Source organism: Collinsella sp. BG-O-102, from assembly GCF_023656745.1.
GTDB lineage: Bacteria > Actinomycetota > Coriobacteriia > Coriobacteriales > Coriobacteriaceae > Collinsella.
On the sequence record NZ_JAMOKO010000004.1, the window covers coordinates 60,887 to 82,427 of the forward strand.

Annotated in this window: 15 protein-coding genes; 8 read left to right on the plus strand and 7 right to left on the minus strand. The window is 61.8% G+C overall.

Features of this window, described 5'->3' with window-relative positions:
- Positions 1-17 precede the first annotated feature (17 nt).
- Together NBH09_RS03110 and NBH09_RS03115 are read left to right on the plus strand one after the other, a co-directional pair.
- Positions 18-422 (plus strand): PTS sugar transporter subunit IIA, encoded by a 405-nt coding sequence (locus NBH09_RS03110; RefSeq protein WP_118080241.1) that lies wholly within the window; start codon positions 18-20, stop codon positions 420-422.
- A 29-nt stretch (positions 423-451) separates the two neighbouring features.
- Positions 452-1,888, plus strand: coding sequence for a family 43 glycosylhydrolase (locus tag NBH09_RS03115; protein WP_118080243.1), 1,437 nt, complete (start codon positions 452-454; stop codon positions 1,886-1,888).
- A 146-nt stretch (positions 1,889-2,034) separates the two neighbouring features.
- On the opposite strand, the gene NBH09_RS03120 is transcribed toward NBH09_RS03115, so the two are convergent.
- Positions 2,035-2,322: a hypothetical protein gene (locus NBH09_RS03120; protein WP_199574332.1), complete on the minus strand. Its 288-nt coding sequence runs from the start codon at positions 2,320-2,322 to the stop codon at positions 2,035-2,037.
- 114 nt (positions 2,323-2,436) lie between these two features.
- On the opposite strand from NBH09_RS03120, the gene NBH09_RS03125 reads away from it, so the two are divergent.
- The 6 genes from NBH09_RS03125 to NBH09_RS03150 all read left to right on the plus strand — a co-directional run bounded on the left by NBH09_RS03125 (position 2,437) and on the right by NBH09_RS03150 (position 10,751).
- Positions 2,437-5,190, plus strand: coding sequence for a PTS sugar transporter subunit IIA domain-containing protein (locus tag NBH09_RS03125; protein WP_158567254.1), 2,754 nt, complete (start codon positions 2,437-2,439; stop codon positions 5,188-5,190).
- 254 nt (positions 5,191-5,444) lie between these two features.
- A complete protein-coding gene (locus NBH09_RS03130; protein WP_118080248.1) occupies positions 5,445-6,179 on the plus strand; it encodes a GntR family transcriptional regulator in 735 nt (244 codons plus the stop codon).
- A gap of 197 nt (positions 6,180-6,376) precedes the next feature.
- Positions 6,377-7,840, plus strand: coding sequence for a YfcC family protein (locus NBH09_RS03135; protein WP_118080251.1), 1,464 nt, complete (start codon positions 6,377-6,379; stop codon positions 7,838-7,840).
- 12 nt (positions 7,841-7,852) lie between these two features.
- Entirely contained in the window at positions 7,853-8,710 is an 858-nt protein-coding gene (locus NBH09_RS03140) for a sugar phosphate isomerase/epimerase family protein (protein ID WP_118080253.1), read from the plus strand.
- A 100-nt stretch (positions 8,711-8,810) separates the two neighbouring features.
- The gene (locus NBH09_RS03145; protein ID WP_250787026.1) at positions 8,811-9,779 is read left to right on the plus strand and encodes an SIS domain-containing protein; all 969 of its coding nucleotides are present in this window, start codon (positions 8,811-8,813) and stop codon (positions 9,777-9,779) included.
- A 99-nt stretch (positions 9,780-9,878) separates the two neighbouring features.
- Positions 9,879-10,751: a PfkB family carbohydrate kinase gene (locus NBH09_RS03150; protein WP_118080257.1), complete on the plus strand. Its 873-nt coding sequence runs from the start codon at positions 9,879-9,881 to the stop codon at positions 10,749-10,751.
- Between the two features lie 494 nt (positions 10,752-11,245).
- On the opposite strand, the gene pknB is transcribed toward NBH09_RS03150, so the two are convergent.
- The 6 genes from pknB to NBH09_RS03180 all read right to left on the minus strand — a co-directional run bounded on the left by pknB (position 11,246) and on the right by NBH09_RS03180 (position 21,291).
- On the minus strand, positions 11,246-13,189 hold the full coding sequence (gene pknB, locus NBH09_RS03155; protein WP_250787027.1) for a Stk1 family PASTA domain-containing Ser/Thr kinase: 1,944 nt from the start codon (positions 13,187-13,189) through the stop codon (positions 11,246-11,248).
- A 132-nt stretch (positions 13,190-13,321) separates the two neighbouring features.
- Entirely contained in the window at positions 13,322-16,192 is a 2,871-nt protein-coding gene (locus NBH09_RS03160; RefSeq protein WP_250787028.1) for an FtsW/RodA/SpoVE family cell cycle protein, read from the minus strand.
- A 16-nt stretch (positions 16,193-16,208) separates the two neighbouring features.
- Positions 16,209-18,008, minus strand: coding sequence for a Stp1/IreP family PP2C-type Ser/Thr phosphatase (locus tag NBH09_RS03165; protein WP_250787029.1), 1,800 nt, complete (start codon positions 18,006-18,008; stop codon positions 16,209-16,211).
- Complete coding sequence (locus NBH09_RS03170) at positions 18,005-18,421, minus strand: FHA domain-containing protein (RefSeq protein WP_006235180.1); 417 nt, start codon at positions 18,419-18,421, stop codon at positions 18,005-18,007. Before NBH09_RS03170 ends, NBH09_RS03165 begins: the two co-directional genes overlap by 4 nt.
- Before the next feature lie 6 nt (positions 18,422-18,427).
- On the minus strand, positions 18,428-19,441 hold the full coding sequence (locus NBH09_RS03175) for an FhaA domain-containing protein (RefSeq protein WP_035136732.1): 1,014 nt from the start codon (positions 19,439-19,441) through the stop codon (positions 18,428-18,430).
- The gene (locus tag NBH09_RS03180) at positions 19,438-21,291 is read right to left on the minus strand and encodes a serine/threonine-protein kinase (protein WP_250787030.1); all 1,854 of its coding nucleotides are present in this window, start codon (positions 21,289-21,291) and stop codon (positions 19,438-19,440) included. The genes NBH09_RS03175 and NBH09_RS03180 overlap by 4 nt, the downstream gene beginning before the upstream one ends.
- Between the last annotated feature and the right edge of the window lie 250 nt (positions 21,292-21,541).

The window sequence follows — 21,541 nt, forward strand, 5'->3', positions numbered from 1 at the left end:
CCCACAAAGGACGCATTATGAGGCACATCATCATTGCATCGCACTACGGCCTGGCAGCCGGACTCGGAGACACGCTCAAGGCCATCATAGGACCGGGGCACGACATCAGGGTTGTCTGCGCGTTTACAGACGAAACCCCGCTCGAGGAGAAGCTCGCCAGCGCATTCGAGGGCATCGCCGAAGATGACGAGACCCTCGTTCTCACCGACATCCTTCAGGGCAGCGTAAACCAGCTCGTAGCCTGCTCGGCTCCGCGAGGCGCGTTCATAGTGACCGGCGTAAACCTTCCCGTGGCCCTCGAGCTCTCGCTCCACGCCGGACAGCTTACTCCCGATGTGGTGAGGCATGTCGTCACCCAAGCCAAAGAGCAGCTCGTCTACCTCGGAGATCTTACTCCGGACGTTGACGAAGAAGACGAATAGGAAAGACGCGACAGTAAGGAGGACGAGACATGCGCAAAGTCCCGACCAATAACCAGCACCTGTTCTACCAACCGAAGGACGTGTGGGTGGGAGACGTCATGCCCTTCGGCAAGGACGGCACGTTCTATCTATACCACCAGCGTGACACGCGCGACCCCGCTCCGCTTGCCGAAGGACAGCCCTTTGGGTGGTCGCTCGCGACCACCCAGGACTTCGTGACGTACCAGGAACACGGAACGGCGATCCCCCACGGCGGAGAAGACGACCAAGACCAGTTCATCTACGCCGGAACCGTTTACGAGGCAAAAGGGGAGGTACGCGCTTTCTATACCGGGTTTAACCGCAACTACCTGCGAGAAGGCAAAACGTCCCAGGTGCTCATGCAGGCGAAGGCCTGCTCGGATGATTATGCGACGTGGAAAAAGACGGGCGTTGCAGTAGAGCTCACGCCTCAGCCAGGATACGATGGGCGCAACTGGCGCGACCCTTTCGTAATATGGGATGACGACCGGAAGGAATACCTCCTCGTACTGGGCACGCGTAAGGGAGACGACCCCTCCAAAACCCTCCAAACTGGCAGGCTCGTTCACTTTACGTCGAAGGACCTCGAGCACTGGCAGTTCAAGGGCGACTTCTGGGCCCCCGGCCTCTACACCATGTTCGAAATGCCAGACATTTTTAAAATTGGCGATTGGTGGTACCTGGTCTACTCTGAGTACAGCGACGAGAACAAGATCGTCTACCGCATGAGCCGCGATCTCTACGGTCCGTGGGAGAAGCCGAGAGATGACGCCTTCGACGGGAGGGCGTATTACGCCGGACGGACCGCCTTCGACGGATCGCGCAGGATTCTGTCCGGCTGGGTCCCCACGCGCGAGAACGACGATGACCGGGCCAACTGGCTTTGGGGTGGCTCGTTTATGCCCCATGAGGTGTACCAGCGCCCCAATGGCACCCTCGGCGTTCGCCCTCCCCAAAGCATAAAGGATGCGTTCGAGTGCCCTGATGCCGTCCCGGATATCGAGCTTCGCGGAGACCACGAACGAACGGAGTGCGTAATCACCGAAAACGCAGGCGAGATCTTCTGCTTCGAGGCAGACGTGACGTTCAGGGACGCTTGCGACTTCTCAATTCGAGCCTACAAGAATCTCGAGACCGACGAGTCGTACGAATACCGCTTCGACCTCGACGCGAATCGGCTCTCGTTCGACAAGAGCCCCTGTTACAAGTGGTTCCGCGTAATGGATAAGGGGCTTTGGAGGCCAGTCTGGCTCGAGTCCGGGCGTTCTTACCACCTGCAGCTCATCGTTGACGACAACATCCTCGTCCTCTACCTCGACGGTACCGCACTCACGACACGCGTCTGCGAGAAGTTCGGCCACTCGCTTGCTGTTACGGTAACGAATGGCGAACTCAAACTGTCCAACATAGCCTTGGCGAAGGGGCTGCGCGAACAGGAAAAGTAAGCCAGTGAACCTCGTCGCCACAGCGACTCCCCCAGCAAAACACGCGAACAACGGGTCCGGCCGCATTCCGGCGACCGGACTCGTCCTGTGCCCTGATGGCACATGGCCCCGGGCTGCCGACAGCGAGGCGGCCTTAGGGGCCTCGCCTACAGATTCCTGAGTGCGTCGACGAGGGAGACCTTGCCCGCGGTGACCTCGTCGGCCTGCTTGATGACCTTTGCGGGCACGACGGCCACCACAGCGCCGGCGGCAGAGTCGATTCGAGCGATGTGGTCAGAGACGGAGCGAACGGCGAGCCGCTTGCCGACAGGGAGGCAGTCAAAGGTGGCAAAGCGCACTCCTACGGTTGGGATACGCCCGTGAGGCGCTCGGCGGACAGCGCTGTTGCCGCTCGCTGTGTCGAGCGCAGGTGTCGAGAAGTCGCCATATGCCACTACAGATGTATCATGGAGTGCCGAAGTTCACGTGCCCGTGACAAAACGCGGGCGCCAACCCGTCCCGAGCACCACCCCGCCCGTAAGGTGTGGGACGAAAGGAGGACCAGCCGCATGAACATCCCCGAGACACAGAAAGACCTGCTTGCCTACCTCGATCGCATCACGCGCGAGCTTGGCAGCACGCGGGGCGGGCGCATCCAGAACCGTCTCGACCACTTCACCACGGCATCTATAACCGACTCGCTCGCCATCTCGCGCAGCCTGGCAAGTCAGTATCTCAACGAGCTCGTGCGCGCTGGCCTCGTGGTGAAAGCAGGGGCACGACCGGTGTGCTACTTCCACCGCCGCTCCCTCGAACGCTTCTTCCAGTCTCGCATTGAGCGTAGCACCTACCCTTCGGTCGAGCAGCTCTTCGCCACGCTCGGAAACGGCGAGCGACTCGACTTCGACCGCGCAATCGGTCACGAGCTGAGCCTTGCGCCCTGCATCAGCCAGCTCTGCGCCGCGCTCAAGTACCCGCCAGCTGGCCTGCCCATCCTGCTCTGTGGCGCCTCGGGAACCGGCAAGGGTCTACTCGCCGAACTTGCCCTCGAATACGGCAAGAACGTCGGCGTCCTGCAGCAGGAAGCCAAGCTTGTGAGCATCGACTGCTCGCATTACGCAGACGATGCCCGCGCGCTCACTCACGACCTGTGCGCAGATGGCGGGCCTGCAGATCGGGCGAGCGGCGGCATCGTTTATCTCAAGGACGTCGACGCCCTCTCACCCGCTGCCCAGGACGCGCTCTTGGAGTGGGCCTCCGCACAGGCGGGCGCCATTGTGCCAGCCCCTGCTGTGCGCCTTATCTTTGCCACCTCAAACGAGGCAGACAGTACCGAGTGCCGCAGCCTCACGCGTCGCATCCCCATGTCCGCCCAGGTGCCGTCTCTGCGCGAGCGCACCCAGGAGGAGCGTGAGGAACTGACTCTCCACTTCCTCAAGGAGGAGGGCCGACGCATAGGACGCGACATCCTCATAAGTCGCGGAGCCTTCCGAGCCCTCGCCGGCACCAACTTCGAGGAGAACGTACGCGGCCTGCGCGACTGCATCACCAACTGTTGCGCCGAGGCCTATCTAGACACGAAGGGTGAAAGCCTGGAGATTCGCACCTACCAGCTTCCCTCCGCAATCCTTGCCGGCTCCGCACTCGAGCGCAGCGAGAACGACATGCAGCTCATCGACACCACCCGGAGCATCCAAAGCCAGGCGGACGACCGCGCACGGCATGTACTCGACGCCATGCTGGAGCCATACGAGAGCTATCGCGAAGGCACGCTTGATGGGGGCGCGTGCAGCGCTCAGCTGGTGGAGCGAGCCCGCGACCTCGAGGACTACCTGGCGTTCGGGCAAAACCCGGGCCGCTCGAAGTCCGACGCATACGAGCAGATCGCCGACAGCGTCGTCACTTCCGTGAACGAACTCTACTCGATCGATTTGTCCCGAAAGAGCTCGCATCTAATCGCCCAGGGCATCTGCCTCCAGCTGTGGCCGCCCGCAAGCCTCTCGCGTTGGAAGAGCTCCCATGCAAGCGAGCTTTCCGGCATGCGCGGCGTCGTGGCCCAGCGCAACCGCTTTGCCGTTACTGTCTGCGCCTGCATCGCTGATGAACTCAAGGCCACGCTCGGCATCGCACTCGACGATCTCACGTGTCTGCTCGTCCTTGCGCATGCGGCACTCGCACTCGACCCGTCTAAGCGTCGTCGGAGCGTCGGTATCGTCCTCAGTCATGGCTACTCGACCGCCACGAGCATCGCCGACGCCGCCAATCGGATTCTTGACACGAGGGTCTTCGAGGCCATCGACATGCCCTACGACCAGAAGGTTACGGACGTCGCTGTTCCTCTTCAGCAAATCATCGACCGCTTCTCCTACGCAGACGAGGTCGTCATCCTCGTGGACATGGGATCGCTCCAGGATATTTATAAGAGTCTGGAATCCACCTCCGGCATGACGCTCGGCATCATAAACAACGCCTCTACCGGCCTTGCGGTGGAGGTTGGCGCCGGACTTATCGCGGGTCGCTCCGTGCGAGAGGTTCTCGACGATGCTGCGGCAGCTTGCACCTGTAATTATCACATCGTGGCGCGCAACGCCCGACCGGACGCGATTGTCTTCTGCTCCGAAGGCGGACTTGACGCAGCTGCGCGGATCCGCGATCTCGTGGCGCAGAGCCTGCCTGGCGAGTCCCCCGCGCGGCTTGTCGCCGTTGACTGGCGGCAGCTCGCCAATAACGGATCTGAGGATGCCGCCTTCTCCCAGTACAACGTGCGCTCGGTCATCGGCACGGACAATCCGCACGCCGACGGAGTCCCGTTCATTTCGCTCGAGGAACTCATCGCCGGCGAAGGAACGGCCCAGATAGACCGCGCCTTCGCACGCTTGCTCGACGCGGACAGCTTGCGCACGTTCCACCAGAATCTCGTCAAGAACATGACCCTCAGGAACGTGGTCGAGTCCATCACAATCCTTAACCCCAACAAGCTCTTCGGCGAAATCGAGAGTGCCGCAGAGCGGCTCCAGCAGCTCACCGGAGACGTGATTGGCGCTCGTGTGAGCATGGGGCTCTACGTGCACCTGTGTTGTCTCGTGGAGCGCCTCGTGACCAGAAGCCCCATCGAGAACTACGCAGACGAGCAGCGCTTCGCCAATGAACACAACGATTTCGTCGAGGCATTCCGCACGAGCTTCTCTGACATTTCCGCCCATTACCACGTGGAGGTCCCCGTCACGGAGATCGCCTACGCATACGACTACATCAATTCCCGGCATGCCCCGCGCAGGCAGGCCACGCCGAACGATGGGCCCGCGGCTCAGCAGGACGAGTGACGCGCCTCGCAAGCAAAGGAAGGAAGCCAACATCACACGAGCATCATCGATCGCTGCGTGCAAGGCGGCGGGCCTCACCGTGTTCGCCAAGCGCGAGGAGCGTTTTGGTTTTTCGCAAGCAAATGCGGACGAAATCAGCGACCAGATTCCCGATACGCTCAAACATGCAGGGCCCCTATGTGTTTAACCTCATTTTTCCGTGTGCGGTAGAATGGAGTCGTTGAGATCGCGAACGCCTTAAAGGGAGAGTTTTTGTGGATGCGCATCTGGATGGGGGCTCTTCCGCCCCGCTGTATCAACAGGTGCTCGATTTGCTTAAGAGCGATATCGAACAGGGGACATATCCCGTTGACTCGCAGATTCCAACGGAACTTGAGCTTTCTAAGATGTACGGCGTGGGAAGGGTCACGGTTCGCCGCGCAATAGAGGAGCTTGTGGGCGAGGGGTATCTCACCAAGCGGCAGGGGCGTGGTACGTTTGTGACCGCGACAAAGATAATTCGCAAGGTGCATCAGAAGGACGATGTTCAGAGTTTTACCCAAGCATGCGCTGAAAACGGCATGAAGGCGGGCGCTCGCGTCGTTGCCCGCAAGACCGTTGCCGCCGATCGCGACCTCGCTTCTTTCTTTGGCTTGGATGAAGGCTCTGACCTCATCTTGGTCTCACGCGTGCGTACCGCAGACGGCGTGCCGGTCCTGTTCGAGAACAACTACTATCCTGTCGATGGATTCGAATTTCTCAAAGATATCGGTCTCTCCAATTGTTCGATATTCGAGGCCGTGGGGGAGCGTACGGGTAGGTATCCCTGCTCGTCCGATCCCTGCAGGCTGGAGATCGCCCGTGCGGGAATTGATGCCGCCCGCGAGCTCAAGGTCCCAGTAGGGGAGCCGCTGTTCTTCATGAACGCGGGCTTTCTCGATTCCAACGGAGAGCGCTTCTGCTATGGCAGACAGTACTACGTGGGTTCGCGCTACAGCTTCGATATCTAGCGGCTCTGTCTCACACAGCGCTGTTCTCGTATTGCCGCGGCAGGTCCGTTTAGCGCGTAAAAGTTACCACTTATAGAACAACCTAATATGTTTCTTGACCGACGCCTTCATGCAGGTTATACATAGAACAACCTAAGATGTTTGCCTATACGTGAAGGATTTTTGGCAAGCATCGTTGCTCTGGCAGGAGGTTAAGAATGCCGGATGCCAAACAGGAGAAGCCCAAGCGCAGATTCCATCTCCAGCTTCCCCATGTGTACACCATCGCGTTCATGCTGATCGTGTTCTTCGCGGTGCTCACATGGATCGTCCCATCGGGTCAGTTCGACCGCCAGACCATTCAGACGGCCGCGGGCGAGCGAGAAGTCGCCGTAGCCGGAACGTACCAAGAGGTCGACAAGGTCTACACCGATTCGGAGACGGGGGAGACCGTCGATCTGCGACAGGGCATCGATGCCGTCCTGCAGGCTCCCGCCAAGGGCATTCAGGCTGCGGCCGATGTCGTCGCGTTCGTCCTGCTGATCGGCGGATCGTTCGCCATCGTCACCAAGACCAACGCCCTAAACGCCGGCATGAGCCGCGTGATCAAGAAGCTGAAGAACAAGGACATCTTGATCATCCCCATCTCCATGATCCTGCTCTCGATCTGCGGCACCACGTTCGGCATGTCCGAGGAGGCGCTGCCGTTCTACGCGATCTTCATCCCCATCATGCTGAGCATCGGGTATGACTCCATGACCGCGTTCATCATCTGCTTCCTCGGCCCCAACCTTGGTTACTGCGCATCCACTATTGATCCTTTCAACGTGCTGATCGCCCAGGGCGTTATCGGCATCGAGGGAAATCCCCAGCTTTGGCTCCGCGCCATCCTGTGGGTCATCTTCACCGCCGCGGGCATTTTCTGGGCCATGCGCTACGCGCGCCGCGTCAAGCTCGATCCCAAGTCCTCCATCACCTATGAGGACGATAAGCAGAAGCGCATCGAGTTCTCTGTCACCGATGCCTCTATCGAAGAGGAGTTCACGCTTCGCCACAAGCTCGTCCTCATTGATTTCGCGGTCGGCATGGGCGTTATCGTGTGGGGCCTCGTTACCCAGGGCTGGTATATGGACGAGATCTCCATGGTGTTCCTGGCCATGGGCCTTCTTGCCGGCATACTCGGCGGCCTGGACGAGAAGACCATTGCGGAGGAGTTCGTCCGCGGAATCGCCGACTTCGCCTACGCAGCCTGCATCATCGGCATCGCCCGCGGCATCCTGGTCGTCGCAGAGGGCGGAATGATCATCGACTCTATTCTTAACTGGCTCGTCGGACTCCTTGCGGGCGCTCCGTCCTTCATCTATACCACCTTCATGTACATCGTCCTCGGCCTGCTTTCGCTGCTGGTTCCTTCCAGCTCCGGCCTCGCTGCACTCACCATGCCCGTCATGGGCCCGCTGACCGAGCTTATGGGCCTCAATCCCGGGGCTGCCGTCACCGCTCTGCAGTTCGCGAACCAGACCGTCAACACCATCAGCCCCGTTGCGGGCATGACCGTCGCGGGTCTTGCCGTGGCGAAGATCTCCTTCGGGCAATGGTGGAAGACCATCTGGAAGTTCTTTATCTTCATGGTTCTGTTCGGATTGGTCGCGACTGTGATCTCCGGCCTACTGCCGATGTAGGAGGTGCCCAGCATGGATTTAAGCGCTTCCACACCCCGTCTGCGTCGCGAGCAGGTCGCCGGCATGAACATTCACTACATCATGTGGTCGCTCGATTACTTCCTTGATGCTCAGCAGCGCCTTGGCTTCAAAACCATCGAGCTTTGGGCGGCCGAGCCGCACGTGACGCTGGACCACACGGGGTATTTCGAGGCCGACGAGCTTCGCCGCAAGATCGAGTCCCGCGGACTCTCCGTGAGCTCCCTGTGTCCGGAGAACGTGGTGTATCCGTGGCAGTACGCTGCCAGAAAGCCCCTCCACGCGCAGCGGAGCCTCGCTTACTTTAAGCACGGCATCGAGCTCGCCGAGGTGCTCGGCGCCCCGTATATGTCCATCAACTCCGGTTGGGGCGATTGGGACGAGGACCGCGAGGAGGCTTGGAAGCGCTCTGCCGAGCACTTGGCGATTCTTGCGGACTATGCCGGCGAGCACGGCGTGACCCTCTGCATGGAGAGCCTGAGGCCGGAAGAGAGCAACTTGGTGGTTACACTCGCGGACGCCAGGCGCATGCTTGACCAAGTAGCCAGCCCGCACCTTACTCCAATGGTGGACACTACCGCTATGGGAGTCGCCGGCGAGAGCCTTGAAGAGTGGTTTGCCGAGTTTGGCGATGGTGCCATAAGGAACATGCGCTTCATTGATGGCGACCCATATGGCCATCTGGTTTGGGGCGATGGAAAGCACAGTATGGACGATTTCGTACGCGTCCTCAACGCGCATGGGTTCGAGGGCTATCTTGGTCAGGAGATCACCGATGGAAGGTATTTCGATGATCCCGCAGCAGCGGACCGGCACAACATGGACGCCTTCGAGAGGTATTTTGTCGACTAGCGCGTAGCTCCCATTCGCGTGGGGAAGTCAACACGCTTGACGAGAAGACTCGCAGTAAACGTTGGCGGATTCGTCCGCCGTATCGAAAGGAAGAATAACAATGAACGCACATGATCTTATCGCCGACGCAATCGCTGAAAAGGGCGGTTTCGATAGCGTCTTCTGGGTTGCCTGCGGCGGCTCCCTCATCGACCTGCTGCCCGCCCACGAGCTGCTCAAGCGCGAGGCGACTGCGTTTGCCAGCGAGGCGTATACCGCCCGCGAGTTCGATATCATGCGTCCCAAGCGCCTGGGCGAAAAGTCCCTTGTCATCGCTTGCAGCCACTCCGGCAACACCCCCGAGGTAATCGATGCGTGCTCGATCGCCAAGGCGGCGGGCGCGACCGTTATCGTGCAGACGGACAACGCGGGTTCCGGCATCGATAACGGTGAGTGGACGTGCTGGGTATATCCGTGGGGCGAGGGAGTTCCGCAGGCGGAGGTGCCCGCCGGCATCTCTTTGGCTCTCGCTTCCGAGCTCCTGGATCAGCAGGAAGGTTATGCCGACCTTGCCGACATGTACGAAGGCATCGCCAAGATGGACCAGATCCTGCCTGCAGCTCGCGAGAAGGTCAACGCCGAACTCTGCGACCGTTTTGCCGCCCTGTGCCAGGACCACAAGTTCCTGTATATCTTGGGGTCCGGTCCCGTGTTTAGCCAGGCCTATGGCTTCGCTATCTGCTCGCTTATGGAGATGCAGTGGCAGAGCTGCGCCTATATCCACTCCGGCGAGTACTTCCACGGCCCCTTCGAGGTGACCGAGCCCGGAGTCTTCTACTTCCTGCAGATGTCTTCTAGTGAGTGCCGAGCCATGGATGAGCGCGCCCTCGCATTCCTCGAGACCCATACCGACACTCTTATGGTGCTCGACGCCATGGAGTACGGCATGGACCAAGTACCGGCGAGCGTTCGCGCGTTCCTTGATCCAATCCTGTTCTACGCGATGAACTGTGAGCTGCGCTCCGCTCGCGGCAAGGTGTTCGACCATCACCCGGACGTGCGTCGTTACATGGGCATCGAGAAGTACTAGCGATTTTAAAACGGGGCGCGAGGCGCGTTGAGACGTGCGAATCCCTCGCGCCCCGTCTGCTCGCCGTAACCACGGCGGTTTACCTGAATGGAGATAACCATGGCAGCCTATCCTATAAGCGTGCTTGGCTTTGGAGACAACGTTGTCGATAAGTACGAGCACATCAAGACCATGTATCCCGGCGGCAATGCAGTTAACTTCGCCGTCTTCGCCAAGAAGCTCGGCGTCGATCGCAGCGCCTACATGGGAATCTTCGGATCAGATGAGGAGGCCGAGCACGTTATAGCATCGCTCGAGGACGAGGGCGTCGAGCTTCTTCGCTGCCAGCAGGTCCTGGGCGTCAACGGCGCCGCTCGCGTGACCGTTGACGAGACCGGGGACCGTATCTTCCTGGGCTCCAATGAAGGCGGCATACGTGGCGACATGCGCTACGTGATAGACCGCTTCGCCGCCGAGTACGTCAGCGGCTTCGATTTGGTGCACAGCGGCAACTACTGCTTCACCGAGCGCGAGCTCCCCAAGATCAAGGCTGCCGGCGTGCCTATCAGCTTCGACTTCTCCGATGACTCCACCGACGAGTACTTCGGGCAGATTGCGCCATTTGTGACGTACGCCTTTATGTCCATGGGCGACGCTTCCCTGGAGGATATCAAGGCGAAGCTCGAGTGGGTGAAGGCCCTTGGCCCTCAAATCGTATGCGCATCGCGCGGGAGCAAGGGCTCCGTCGCCTATGACGGCGAAAACTTCTACGAGCAGGGCATCAAGCCCGTGGCGCCCGAGGAGCTCAAAGACGCTATGGCGGCCGGAGATTCACTGCTGACGGCGTTTTTGGTCACCTATCTTTCCAAGAAGAAGGCCGGCGAGTGCGGCGAGGCCGCGATTCGCGAGAGCTTGGACTTCGCTGCCGGTTTTGCGGCGGAGACCTGCAAGATCGAGGGCAGTTGGGGCCACCCGCTGGTCTACGAGAACTAGTTTTTTGTCGTGGCGGGGTGTCTTGGGGCGCCCCGCATTGCGTTAGGAGTCAAGATGTCCGTTCGTGCCTGCGCGGCAGGATTTTGCTGCGCCGATGTCTACCAGAATCTGGATCCCCTGGGTTGCATCCAAGGGGGCCTCTCAGGAGCGCTTCGAGGGGTGCTTCTTGAGTATATGAAGGCAAAAGGGATATGCAATCTTCATATACGGCCTTCTTTTAGAGGGCGTTGTCCTTACTCTTTCATCTCCTTGCCTATGGACATTTTGTCCATAGGCAAGAGTCCATGGTCGAGATCATGGTGAAGTTCTGCGGCCAGTAATTACTGCATTACATATTCTGTTGTCACCTGGGAGGCTCGCTTTTGCGGGCCTCTTTGCGTTGCTAAGGGGCCATGGTCTGTCGATAAATAAAGCGCCCGCTTGCGGGGGAGCAAGCGGGCGCCGTTGAGCGAATATGTTTGCGGCCCTAGCCGCTGCGGGTGATGGGTCCTCGACTAGTTAGTCGTGCCGGAATCGTCGCCCGAATCGGAGCCAGAAAGCGAAACCGTCAACGTGATCGTGCTGTCGGTGGACTGCTTGCCAGTGGGGGAGACGCCCGTAACGGTGGCGTTTTCGTTGCCGCTCACGGGGTTACCGTTCTGATCGCAGAATGCGATGTTGTAGAACCCGGCGTTGTTGAGCGCGGTAACGGCGGCGGAGATGCTCTTGCCGTACAGGTTGCCCGGAACGCTGGCTTTGCCGGACTTCTTGGCAATGACGACGGTAATCGTGGCGCCAGGCTTCTGCTTGCCGCTGGGGTTCCAGCTAATCACGGTGCCCTCGGTAACCGAATCGTTCTCCTGGTAGCTCACGTCGACGCCAAAGCCTGCCATATCGAGGGCGTTGCGCGCCTGGGCCTCGGTCATGTCGGTCAGATCGGGGACGGAGGTGGTGTCAGGACCGCTGGAGACCTTGTACGAGATGGTCGTGCCCTTCTCGACTTCCTTACCGGGTTCGGTGCCCTGCTCAAAGACCTGGCCCTCATCGGCCTCGTTGGCCTCCTCGGAGGCGTTGCCCTTCAGGCCAACGCTTGCCAGCGCGGCTTCTGCCTGGTCCTTGGTCAGGCCGACAAGCCGGGGAACCTCAACCTTCTCGGAGGGCTTGGGGCCCTTGGAGATTACCAGGTTCACCTTGGTGCCCTTGGCCTTCTTGGTTTTGCCGTTGGGCGTCTGCTCGGCGACCTTGCCCTCGTCGATATCGTCGTTGTAGCTTTGGTCGATGGTGCCGACCTCGAGGCCGGCTTCCTTGATCTGCTCGACGGCAGTCTGCTGGTCCTTGCCCAGCACATCGGGCACGGTGACCTGCTCGCCGCCAAAGAGTCCTGTGGCAAAGGCCACCACGATACCGATGACGGCAACGGCTGCCACCACGGCGGCGATGATCTTGTTCTTGTTGGATTTGGGCTTTTCGACCTCGTAGGAGCCGGTGGAGCCCGAAACCGAGCCACGAGCGGTATTCTGGCCGCTCACGCCCGAGACGGGACGTACCATGGCGCGCGTCTGATCGGAAAGCTCGCGAGTCTTGGTGGCGCCCAGCTCACCGGGTGCACCGATGATGCGCGTGGGCTCCGAGATGTTGACGGCACGGCCCGACAGGTAGCTGTTGAGCACCTGACGCAGCTCGTCGGCGGTCTGGAAGCGGTTTGCCGGGTCCTTCTCCATGCACTTGAGGATGATGCGCTCAAGGTCGGCGTCGACACCGGAGTTGATCTGGCTCGGCGGAATAGGCAGCTCGTTGACCTGCTTGAGTGCGACCGAGATGGCGTCATCACCGTCAAAGGGCACGCGGCCGGTGGCGCACTCGTACATCACGACGCCCAGCGAGTAGATATCCGAGGTGGGGCCGAGGTCCTGACCACGGGTCTGCTCGGGACTGACGTAGTGGGCGGTTCCCAGCACGTTGTTGTCTTGCGTGAGGTGGCTGTTCTTGGCGCGCGCGATGCCAAAGTCCATCACCTTGATGTTGCCGTCGGGCAGCACCATGATGTTCTGCGGCTTGATGTCGCGGTGGATGATCTCGTGCTTGTGGGCGACCGAAAGCGCGGAGCTGATCTGCGAGCCGATCTGGGCGACCTTCTTGGGGTCGAGGGCGCCGTGGCTCTTGATGCCGCTCTTAAGGTCGGTGCCGCGCAGGTACTCCATGACGATGTAATATGTGTCGCCGTCCTTGCCCCAATCGTAGACGCCCACGATATAGGGGGAGGAGAGACCGGCTGCTGCCTGGGCCTCCTGCTTAAAGCGTGCGGCGAAGGTTGCGTCGCCAGCATACTGCGGCAGCATGATCTTGACGGCAACCGTGCGGTCGAGGACCTGGTCCTGTGCACGGTAGACGGTCGCCATGCCGCCTGTCCCCACCTTATCCTTGAGGAGGTATCTTCCCCCGAGGACCCTCTGTTCCATTCCTGCTCCTAACATAACTATTCGCTCAACGATGTGTGTAGTACCTACGATGTGGCCGCTGGGGCCGTGTGGCGCGTTGCCGCTAACTCTTCGGCCGCGGCGCGCCTCGGGTGTCCGATTCAATCATGGGCATCACGCTCCCTGTGCGGCGAGCGCCGCGGTCAGGACGATGCCGGCAATCTTGGCCGCCTTGACGTCGTGTTTGTCGTAATCCTCCAAGGCCACCGAGATGGCGACCGTGGGTGAATCGTAAGGTGCAAAGCCAACGAACGTCGAGTTGACGTTGGTGCCGCCGGTCTCGGGCGAGCCGGTCTTGCCGGCGACCTTGACGCCGGGGACCTGGGCATCGGTGCCGGTACCGGACTGGACGACGGCGAGCATGGCCTGCTTGACCTGGTCGGCCGTGGCGGAGCTGACGGCCTGACCCAGCGAGCGGGACTGCGTGGTCTTGACCACAGTTCCGTCCGGGGCGAGTACCTGGGCTACAAAGTACGGGTCCATGACCACGCCACTGTTAGCGATGGCGGCGGCAATCACGGCGCTTTGCATGACGGTGGTCTGCGGGCCGGGCGTGTGGTCCATGCCGACAGGCTGGCCGGCGCCGGCCCAAGCGGTCTCCCACTCGGTCATGAGCGACGGGTCTGCCATGATGGAGGCCGCGGAGGTCAGGTCCTGGCCGAGCTTTTGGCCGTAGCCAAAGGCGTTGGCAAACTGCACGAGCGTGTTTGCGCCAACTTCGTTTGCCACCTGGCCAAAGACGACGTTGGAGGACACGGCAAAGGCCTGCTGCAGGCTGATGGTGCCGTAGCTCTCGTTGGCATAGTTGGTGACCGGTGCGTTGCCGATGTCCATGGAGCCGGGCGCCTGGTAGGTGCTGGTAAGGCTGGCGGTGCCGGTCTCGAGTGCCGCGGAAAGCGTAACGACCTTAAACGTGGAGCCCGGCGTGTACAGCGCGTCCATGGCGCGATTGTACATAGAGCCGTCCTCGCCGCCGCCAGCCTGCAGTAGGGCGTCGATGTTGGTGTTGTCGTAGGTGGGCGAGCTGGCACATGCGAGCACCGCGCCGGTACGCGGGTCGATGACCACTACAGCGCCCTTAAAGCCCTTGAGTGCCTGCTCGGCCGCCGTCTGGATGCGCGAGTCGATGGTGAGCTTGGCGGTGTTGCCCGGCTGGGTCTGGCCCGCGAGCGACGCGATGGCGTTGTTCCAGCTGGAGTAGTCCTTAGAACCGGTGAGCGTGTCGTTCATGACGCTCTCGATGGCGGTGGTGCCATACTGCTGGCTCACGTAGCCAACCACGTGCGCTGCCAGGTTACCGTTGGGGTAGGAGCGTACGTAGGTGCCGTCCTCCTGCTGCAGCGACTCGGCCAGCGTCACGCCGTCGGACGTGATGATGGAACCGCGCTGGATGTACTTGGAGCGGGCGATGGTGTGGTTGTTGGTCGGCATGTCCTGATAGTCCTTGGCCTTGATGACCTGGACATAGGTGAGGTTGCCGATAAGGATGGCGAATAGCGCCGTAAAGGCGAGCACCGCACGGGTTAGACGGTTGGCGAGCGCAACGCGGCCGAGCACACCGGATTCAGGCGTGTCGAGCAGGCGACGGCGCATGCGCGAGCCGACGGAATGGCTGCCGCTGCCGTAGGAAGACGAGGTGGCAAAGCGCGTGCCCGTCGGGGCGGCGGCAGATGCGACCTGATCATCGGTGATGGCGGCCATGGTGCCGGTGCCGGTAAGCTCGGCCTCGCGTCCGGTCGCCTCGTCACCGGCGCGCAGCAGGAGCGCGACGATGATAAAGCTTGCCAGCAGCGAGGAACCGCCCTGGCTCATAAAGGGCAGGGTGACGCCGGTCAACGGGATCAGGCGGGTAACGCCGCCCACGATCAAAAAGGCCTGGAAGCTGATGGCGGCCGTAAGGCCCGTGGCACTAAAAGCGGCGAGATCGGATTTAGCGCGGGCAGCCGTGGTGAGGCCACGCACGGCAAAGAGCATAAACAGGATGAGCACGGCGCCGCCGCCCAAAAGGCCCATCTCCTCGCCGATGGCCGAGAAGATAAAGTCGGACTCGACGACAGGGATGTTGTTGGCCATGCCGTTGCCGATACCAACACCGACCAGACCGCCATCGGCAAGCGAGAAGAGCGACTGGACGATCTGGTAGCCCTGGCCCTGGGCGTCCTTAAACGGATCGACCCAAACTTGGAAGCGCACCTGAACGTGCGACAGGAACTTGTAGGCGCCCACGGCGCCGACGGCCAAGAGCGCAAGGCCGATAACGACATACGAAAAGCGCCCCGTGGCAACGTAGAGCATCAGCAAGAAGATAGTGTAGAACAGCACGGCCGAACCCAGGTCGCGTTCGAAGACGACGACGAGCAGGCACACACCCCACACGGCAAACAGCGGCAGCAGCAGTCGCAGGCGAGGGATCTTAAAGCCCAAGATCTTGCGGTTGGAGATGGAGAGCAGCTCGCGGTTTTCGGCCAGGTACCCGGCCAGGAACAGCACGATAAAGACCTTGGCGAACTCGCCAGGCTGGATGGTAAAGCCCGCGATGCGAATCCACAGCTTGGAGCCCGAGATCGTGGTGCCGATAAAGATAGGCAGCATCAGCAGGATGATGCCGATGATGCCAAAGGTGTACTTGTAGCGCATGACCACGTCGAGGTTTTTGACCAGTGCGAGCGTTCCCACCATCAGGGCCACCGAGACAAACAGGATGATGAGCTGTGAGATGGCGAGAGCGGGGGCGAGGCGTGTCACGAACGTGATGCCGATGCCCGAAAGTATAAATACGATGGGTAGGATGGCGGGGTCGGCGCCGGGCGCCAAGATGCGCACGGCGATATGTGCCGCGGCGAAGGCGGCAAAGAGGCCGATCGGCACGGCGAGCGTCTCAAAGGAGATGGCGGCGCCCGCGGTGAGCACGTACATCGCATACAGCAGGATGACGGGGAACGCCGAGGCGATGAGCAAGAGCAGCTCGGTGTTGCGGCGACTCATAAGCGGCACTCCCTTTCTAATTCTTATCGGAGGCTTCGGCCTCGGCGGACTGTTCGGCGGTTTTCTCGGAATCTGATTCGGAGGTCGATCCCTGATTGGTGTTGTCGCGAATCGTCTGCGCGTCAATCACCTGGCGGGTCTGCTCCTCGTCGATCTGGTGGCGGTACTTGGATATCGTGTCCTGCGCATCGTCAACACTTGTTTGCGGAATACCCGCCTTGAGGCGGTTTTGCGTGTCTTCGGGCAGGTCGGACAGCTTGATACTGGTTTCGCTTTCGAGCCAGTGAAGCTTGAGTCCGAGCGGCTTGCCGGGAAGGCCGCGCCAGACGGCGACATTGCCCTGGTAGGTACCCAGGTAGTACGAGCCGGTGACACCCGTGTAGGCCCAGATGGCAGCCGCCAGCACCAAGACGAGACCTAAGACGACGCCGATGGTGACGTTGCGGCGACGCACGCGTTGCGCCTCGCGCATAACGCCATCGTCAACCAGGTCAACGACTACTACGGTCACGTTGTCGTGGCCGCCGGCGGCAAGCGCCGCGTCCACTAGGTTGTCAACGCAGATTTGCGCGGTTGAGGACTGCGTGGCGATGTTCTCGATATCGCTATCGGGAATCATGCTCGAAAGGCCGTCAGAGCACAGTATCAGGCGGTCGCCTTCCTCGATATGCAGAGTGAAGTGGTCGGCATACATGGCGGGGTCTGAGCCCAGCGCACGGGTGATGACCGAACGGTTGGGGTGGACGCGAGCCTCGTCTGCCGTGATCTCGCCGGCGTCCACGAGCTCCTCCACGTAGGAGTGGTCGCGGGTCACGCGGATGAGCGTGCCCTCGTGGAGCAGGTAGGCGCGAGAGTCGCCCACGTGGGCGATGGCGAGCGTGTCGTTTTCGATATAGGCGCAAGTGGCTGTGCAGCCCATGCCGGGCTTGCCTAGGCCGTTCAGGGCCGCCTCGATTACGGCGGCGTTAGCTGCCTCGACGGCTGCCGCCAGGCGTGCTGCGTCGGCGGACTGCGGGGCCGTCTTGGCAATAGTCTCGACGGCGATGGAAGAGGCTACCTCGCCGGCGGCGTGACCGCCCATGCCGTCGCATACGCAAAAGAGCGGCGACTGCACCAGGTAGGAATCCTCATTGTGCGGGCGCACACAGCCAACGTCGGAGCGGGCACCCCACATGAGTTGCGTGGTGGTGCCGGCATCATAGGTCGAGTCGGTCTCGATGCGCTCCTCGGTCAGGGGCTCAAAGCTCATGGTCGAGCCGGGGTCTTTGAGCTTGGCTTCAACGGCGGCTACGTCGATCTCGGCTGTGTCACCGGGAGAGACGGTGTCGGTCTCGGCGTTTGATTCGGAATCGCCGGTGTCCGGGGAGTCGGGCTCCTCGGACACGCGGGCGGTCGACTCGTCGTCTTGCGGGCTGACGTCTATAGGCTCGGGCGCCGGCGTAGACACGGGCGCAACCTCGGATGCCGGGGCTATGGGAAACGCCGGCGCGGCGGGCTCGGGTGCCGCAAACACCGCAGCGCTCTCGTTGATTGCCGCGGCGACAGGCTCTGCAAAGTGAGCTGGCGCCGGGGTTGCTTCGGGCGCTGTGGGCTGTTCCGCGGCATGTGCGCCGATGGGCGCCGCTACGGTATCCTCTTCGTCCTCGTTATCGGCGAGATCCGAAATATCATGCGTTACATGCGAAAGAGGCAGGGAGAACACGGTGTCCTCGGGTTCCACGGGTGCGGAGCCCGCCGGAGCGGCGTGGGCCGGCGCAGCTGTGGCGGCAGCCGGTGCCTCGGTCATAGTCGCGGACTTGTTCTCCTCGTCGATCATCGACGGTTCACCTTCATGACCACGTCGCCAATCTGGACTTCGTCGCCCTCGCGCAGCGTTGCGGGCTCCACAAGCTGGCGGCCGTTGACGAGCGTGCCGTTAAGCGAGTTGAGGTCTTCGATGATGAGCGCCGGGCCCTGCAGCGAAAAGCGCGCATGCGAGGCCGAGACGAACGGTTCGTTGATGCAGATGTCCGAAGATGGCGAGCGACCGACGATGACGGGGCCGAGCATGTCTACGTGGATGCCGCGGATACCGCGCGGACCCTTGTCCACATCGATCGTCCAGATAGCCGAGTCGCGGCGCTGTCCGCGCACAAGTCCCACGCCGGTCTTCATGACGGCGAACAGGAAGATATAGAGCAGGGCGACCAGGACGATGCGGCCTGCAAAAAGGACGATATCGATGTTCATAAGAGACTATCCCCTAAATTCAAAGGTGCTCAGGCCAAACGTCAGCAGATCGCCGTTGCGCAGCGGGCAGCGCGTAATGCGGCGGTTGTTGACGAGCGTGCCGTTGGTGGAATTGAGGTCCTCGATCGACCAATCCGAGCCCGTAAAGGTGAGCTGGGCGTGGCGGCGCGACACGTTGGGGTCGCGCAGGGCAATATCGGAAACCGAGCGCTCGCGACCGATAGTCACCTGTGCGGAGGTGATGCTATGGCTCTCGCCGCTCACGACGTCGACGAGCTGGGCGAGCGGGCGCTGCGGGGCGCGAGTGCTCGCCATGTTGGAGGCGATGCCGGCTGCGGCGCCTAGGCCCACGGCGGCACCGGTCGCGGCGGCTCCGCCCATGCCGGCAAGCGCGTCGCGCGAGACGGTCTGCGGCACCGGGATGGGTGCTGCGGCGGGGTCGGGGACGCTAGGCGCGAAGGGGTCTGCCACGGCAAGCGGGTCGGGAGCGGCGGCGCGAGGCGTCGGCTGCTGCTGGGGCATGGCGGCGGGGCGCTGCTGCTGCGGGGCAGCAAACTGCTGCTGGCCGGCGCGCGGGGCGCTGGCGGCACGGCTTGCCGCGGAGTTGTTTTGGCCCAGACCGTTTTGATAGGCGCGCTCTTCTTCGTACAGGCGGCCGAGCGTGGGGGCATCGACGTTCTCGGCAAAGACCGAGAACTTGCCGGCGCGCAGCTGCGGATCGATCATAAAGCGCACGAGGGGCTCGCCGACAAAGACATAGCGGCGCTTTTCGGCCTGCGCCTTCACAAACTCGCGGACCTCGCGCGAAAGCTCGGGGTAGAACGGGGCGAGCATGGGATCGTCGTCGGCGGCGATCAGGATGGTATAGAGTGCCGGCGCCGTGTTGACGCCGTTGATCACCAGAGTCTGATCCTCCATGTCGCGAGCGGCCTGCTTGGCAAGCTTCTTAAAGGAGAACGGGGCACGGGTGGCACCGAAGATGCCGGCCACGTGGTCCTCGAAGATGTTCAGGAAGTTCACGAAAGATCACTCTCCGTATAGGTTCTTTGGTATCCGAGCAAATATAGGCATATCCCAACGATTATAGAGGATAGGGTTCCCGCAACCGCCGCCTTGGCGACGACCGCGGCTGCAAGGCTGGCAATTTCCATATGGTGTGCAAGACAGGACGCCGCTGCGCAGCCGATGCCGGCGACAGCGATGGCGGCGATTACGGCAAGGTTTGAGCCCTGATCGGCACGCTTGGCATGGGCGTTGAGCAGCGCAGATGACGCCGCGGCAGTTGCCGCTACCAGCACAAAGGCAGCCCAAAGGAGTGGGTCTCCCAGCGCTGCGGCAACGTTACCGAGCCCCAGCACGCCTCCGGCTGAAAGCGCGACCGTGGCCAGACGGGCAAAAAGTGCGCCCATGCCCGTTGCCGCGGCGGCGCTTGCCGGGCCGAGCCAAAATGACGCGACGCCGGCGGTGACCCCAGCTGCCAGGAAGGTATTGCCGGTCAGACAGCCAAGCGCGAGTGCACAGGTGAGTGCGGCGCTCGCGGCAGCCTCGGTGCGACCCCAGGCGATCCACCAACCGGACATGGCGGCGGCAAAGATCACCGCGACGGGCAACATCGACAGGACGCCCTGTGCCTGCATGGTGGCGTTTGCCATGAGCACCAAAAAGCCCACAGCCGAGATGGCCGAGCCAATCTGGGGGGCCAGGCCGGCCGCCGCTCCGATCGCGATAGCCGCAATGACCAGGCCGGGAAGCGCCGCGACGCCGGCCGTCTGCATCAGCAAAAAGCTAAAGGCGCCGCACGTTAGCGCCGAGATAGCGTGCATGGCGTAGTCGCGCGCATGGCTCCAGCGCGTGCCTGCCCAGCCGAGTGCGGGGTCGACTTCGATGGTGTCGTCCTCGTAGTGCGACGGCTCGATATCGTCGAGCTCCTGCTCGTCATCCGAAAGTTCGCCAACCATTTGCTCCAGGCTGCGACGGCCTTCGCGCACGCTGCCCAGACCGGCAAGGAGCTGGTCGCAAAATGCCTCGATGCTGTTGGGGCGGTCCTGCGGCATGGGGGAGAGCGCGCTCATGAGCGCGGCCTCGGCTCCCGGGGGAAAGTGTGGTATCAGCTCGCTGGGATAGGTGGCGCCGCCGATGATGCGGCCGAGCGAGTCGGCGGGCGTGGCCGCCATAAAAGGAGCGCTGCCGCACAGGCCCTCGTAGATCACACAGGCGAGGGCAAAGACATCGGCGCGCTCGTCGACCGTGCCGGTCTCGATATCGAGCTGCTCGGGCGGCATGTAGCCGATGGTGCCGCCGCGTGAGCCGCCAAAGCCACCGGCGGACGACAGCCGCGCCATGCCAAAGTCGGTGAGCTTTACATTGCCCGAGTGGTCGATGAGCACGTTGGCGGGCTTAATGTCCAGGTGGAGTACGCCATTACTGTGGGCGAAGGTGAGCGCCTGGCCCAGGGCATCGGCAATGGCTGCGGCCTCGTCAAACGTGAGCGAATGGCCGTCCACGCGGTGCAAAAACTCGGCAAGCGACATGCCGTCGACATACTCCATGACCAGGTAGGCATAGGCGGTGTCGTGCGTAAAGTCGATAACCTGCACGATATTGGGATGTTGCAGCATGGCGGCGGTGTGGGCCTCGCGCAGCACATCCATGATGTCGCTGGCGGGCATGCCGGCGCCGTCCGTGAGGGGGATGCGCTTAATGGCGACGCGGCGGCGCAGGTGCGTATCGCGGCAGATCTCGATGGAGCCAAAACCGCCGGTCGCAAGCGTCTCGAGCGGCTGGTACCGCTTGAGCAGCTCGCGAGAGCTGGTGCCCTCCAAGGGAGCGTCCGGCGAGAACCGGGCGGTATGTTGCGAGAAAAGCGGCATGGCCAACCCTCGTGCGTTTAAAGTTCGTTTGCGAGCGGCAGGCGCGTGGCCGGGCCGTTCGCGGTGGCATAGTTGCTGCCAGTGTAGCACGCTTGGGTGGATGGCGAGGATAACGGGAGCGAGGCGGCCTGCTCGAGGCGGTCTCCTGGGCTCGACTTGGCCTCTGTCTCGGCTCATCCGGAAAGCGCATCCCAGTTTTCGGCCAAATACTGGGACATGCTTTCCGAATGGGGGGTGCTGCGGAAACTGC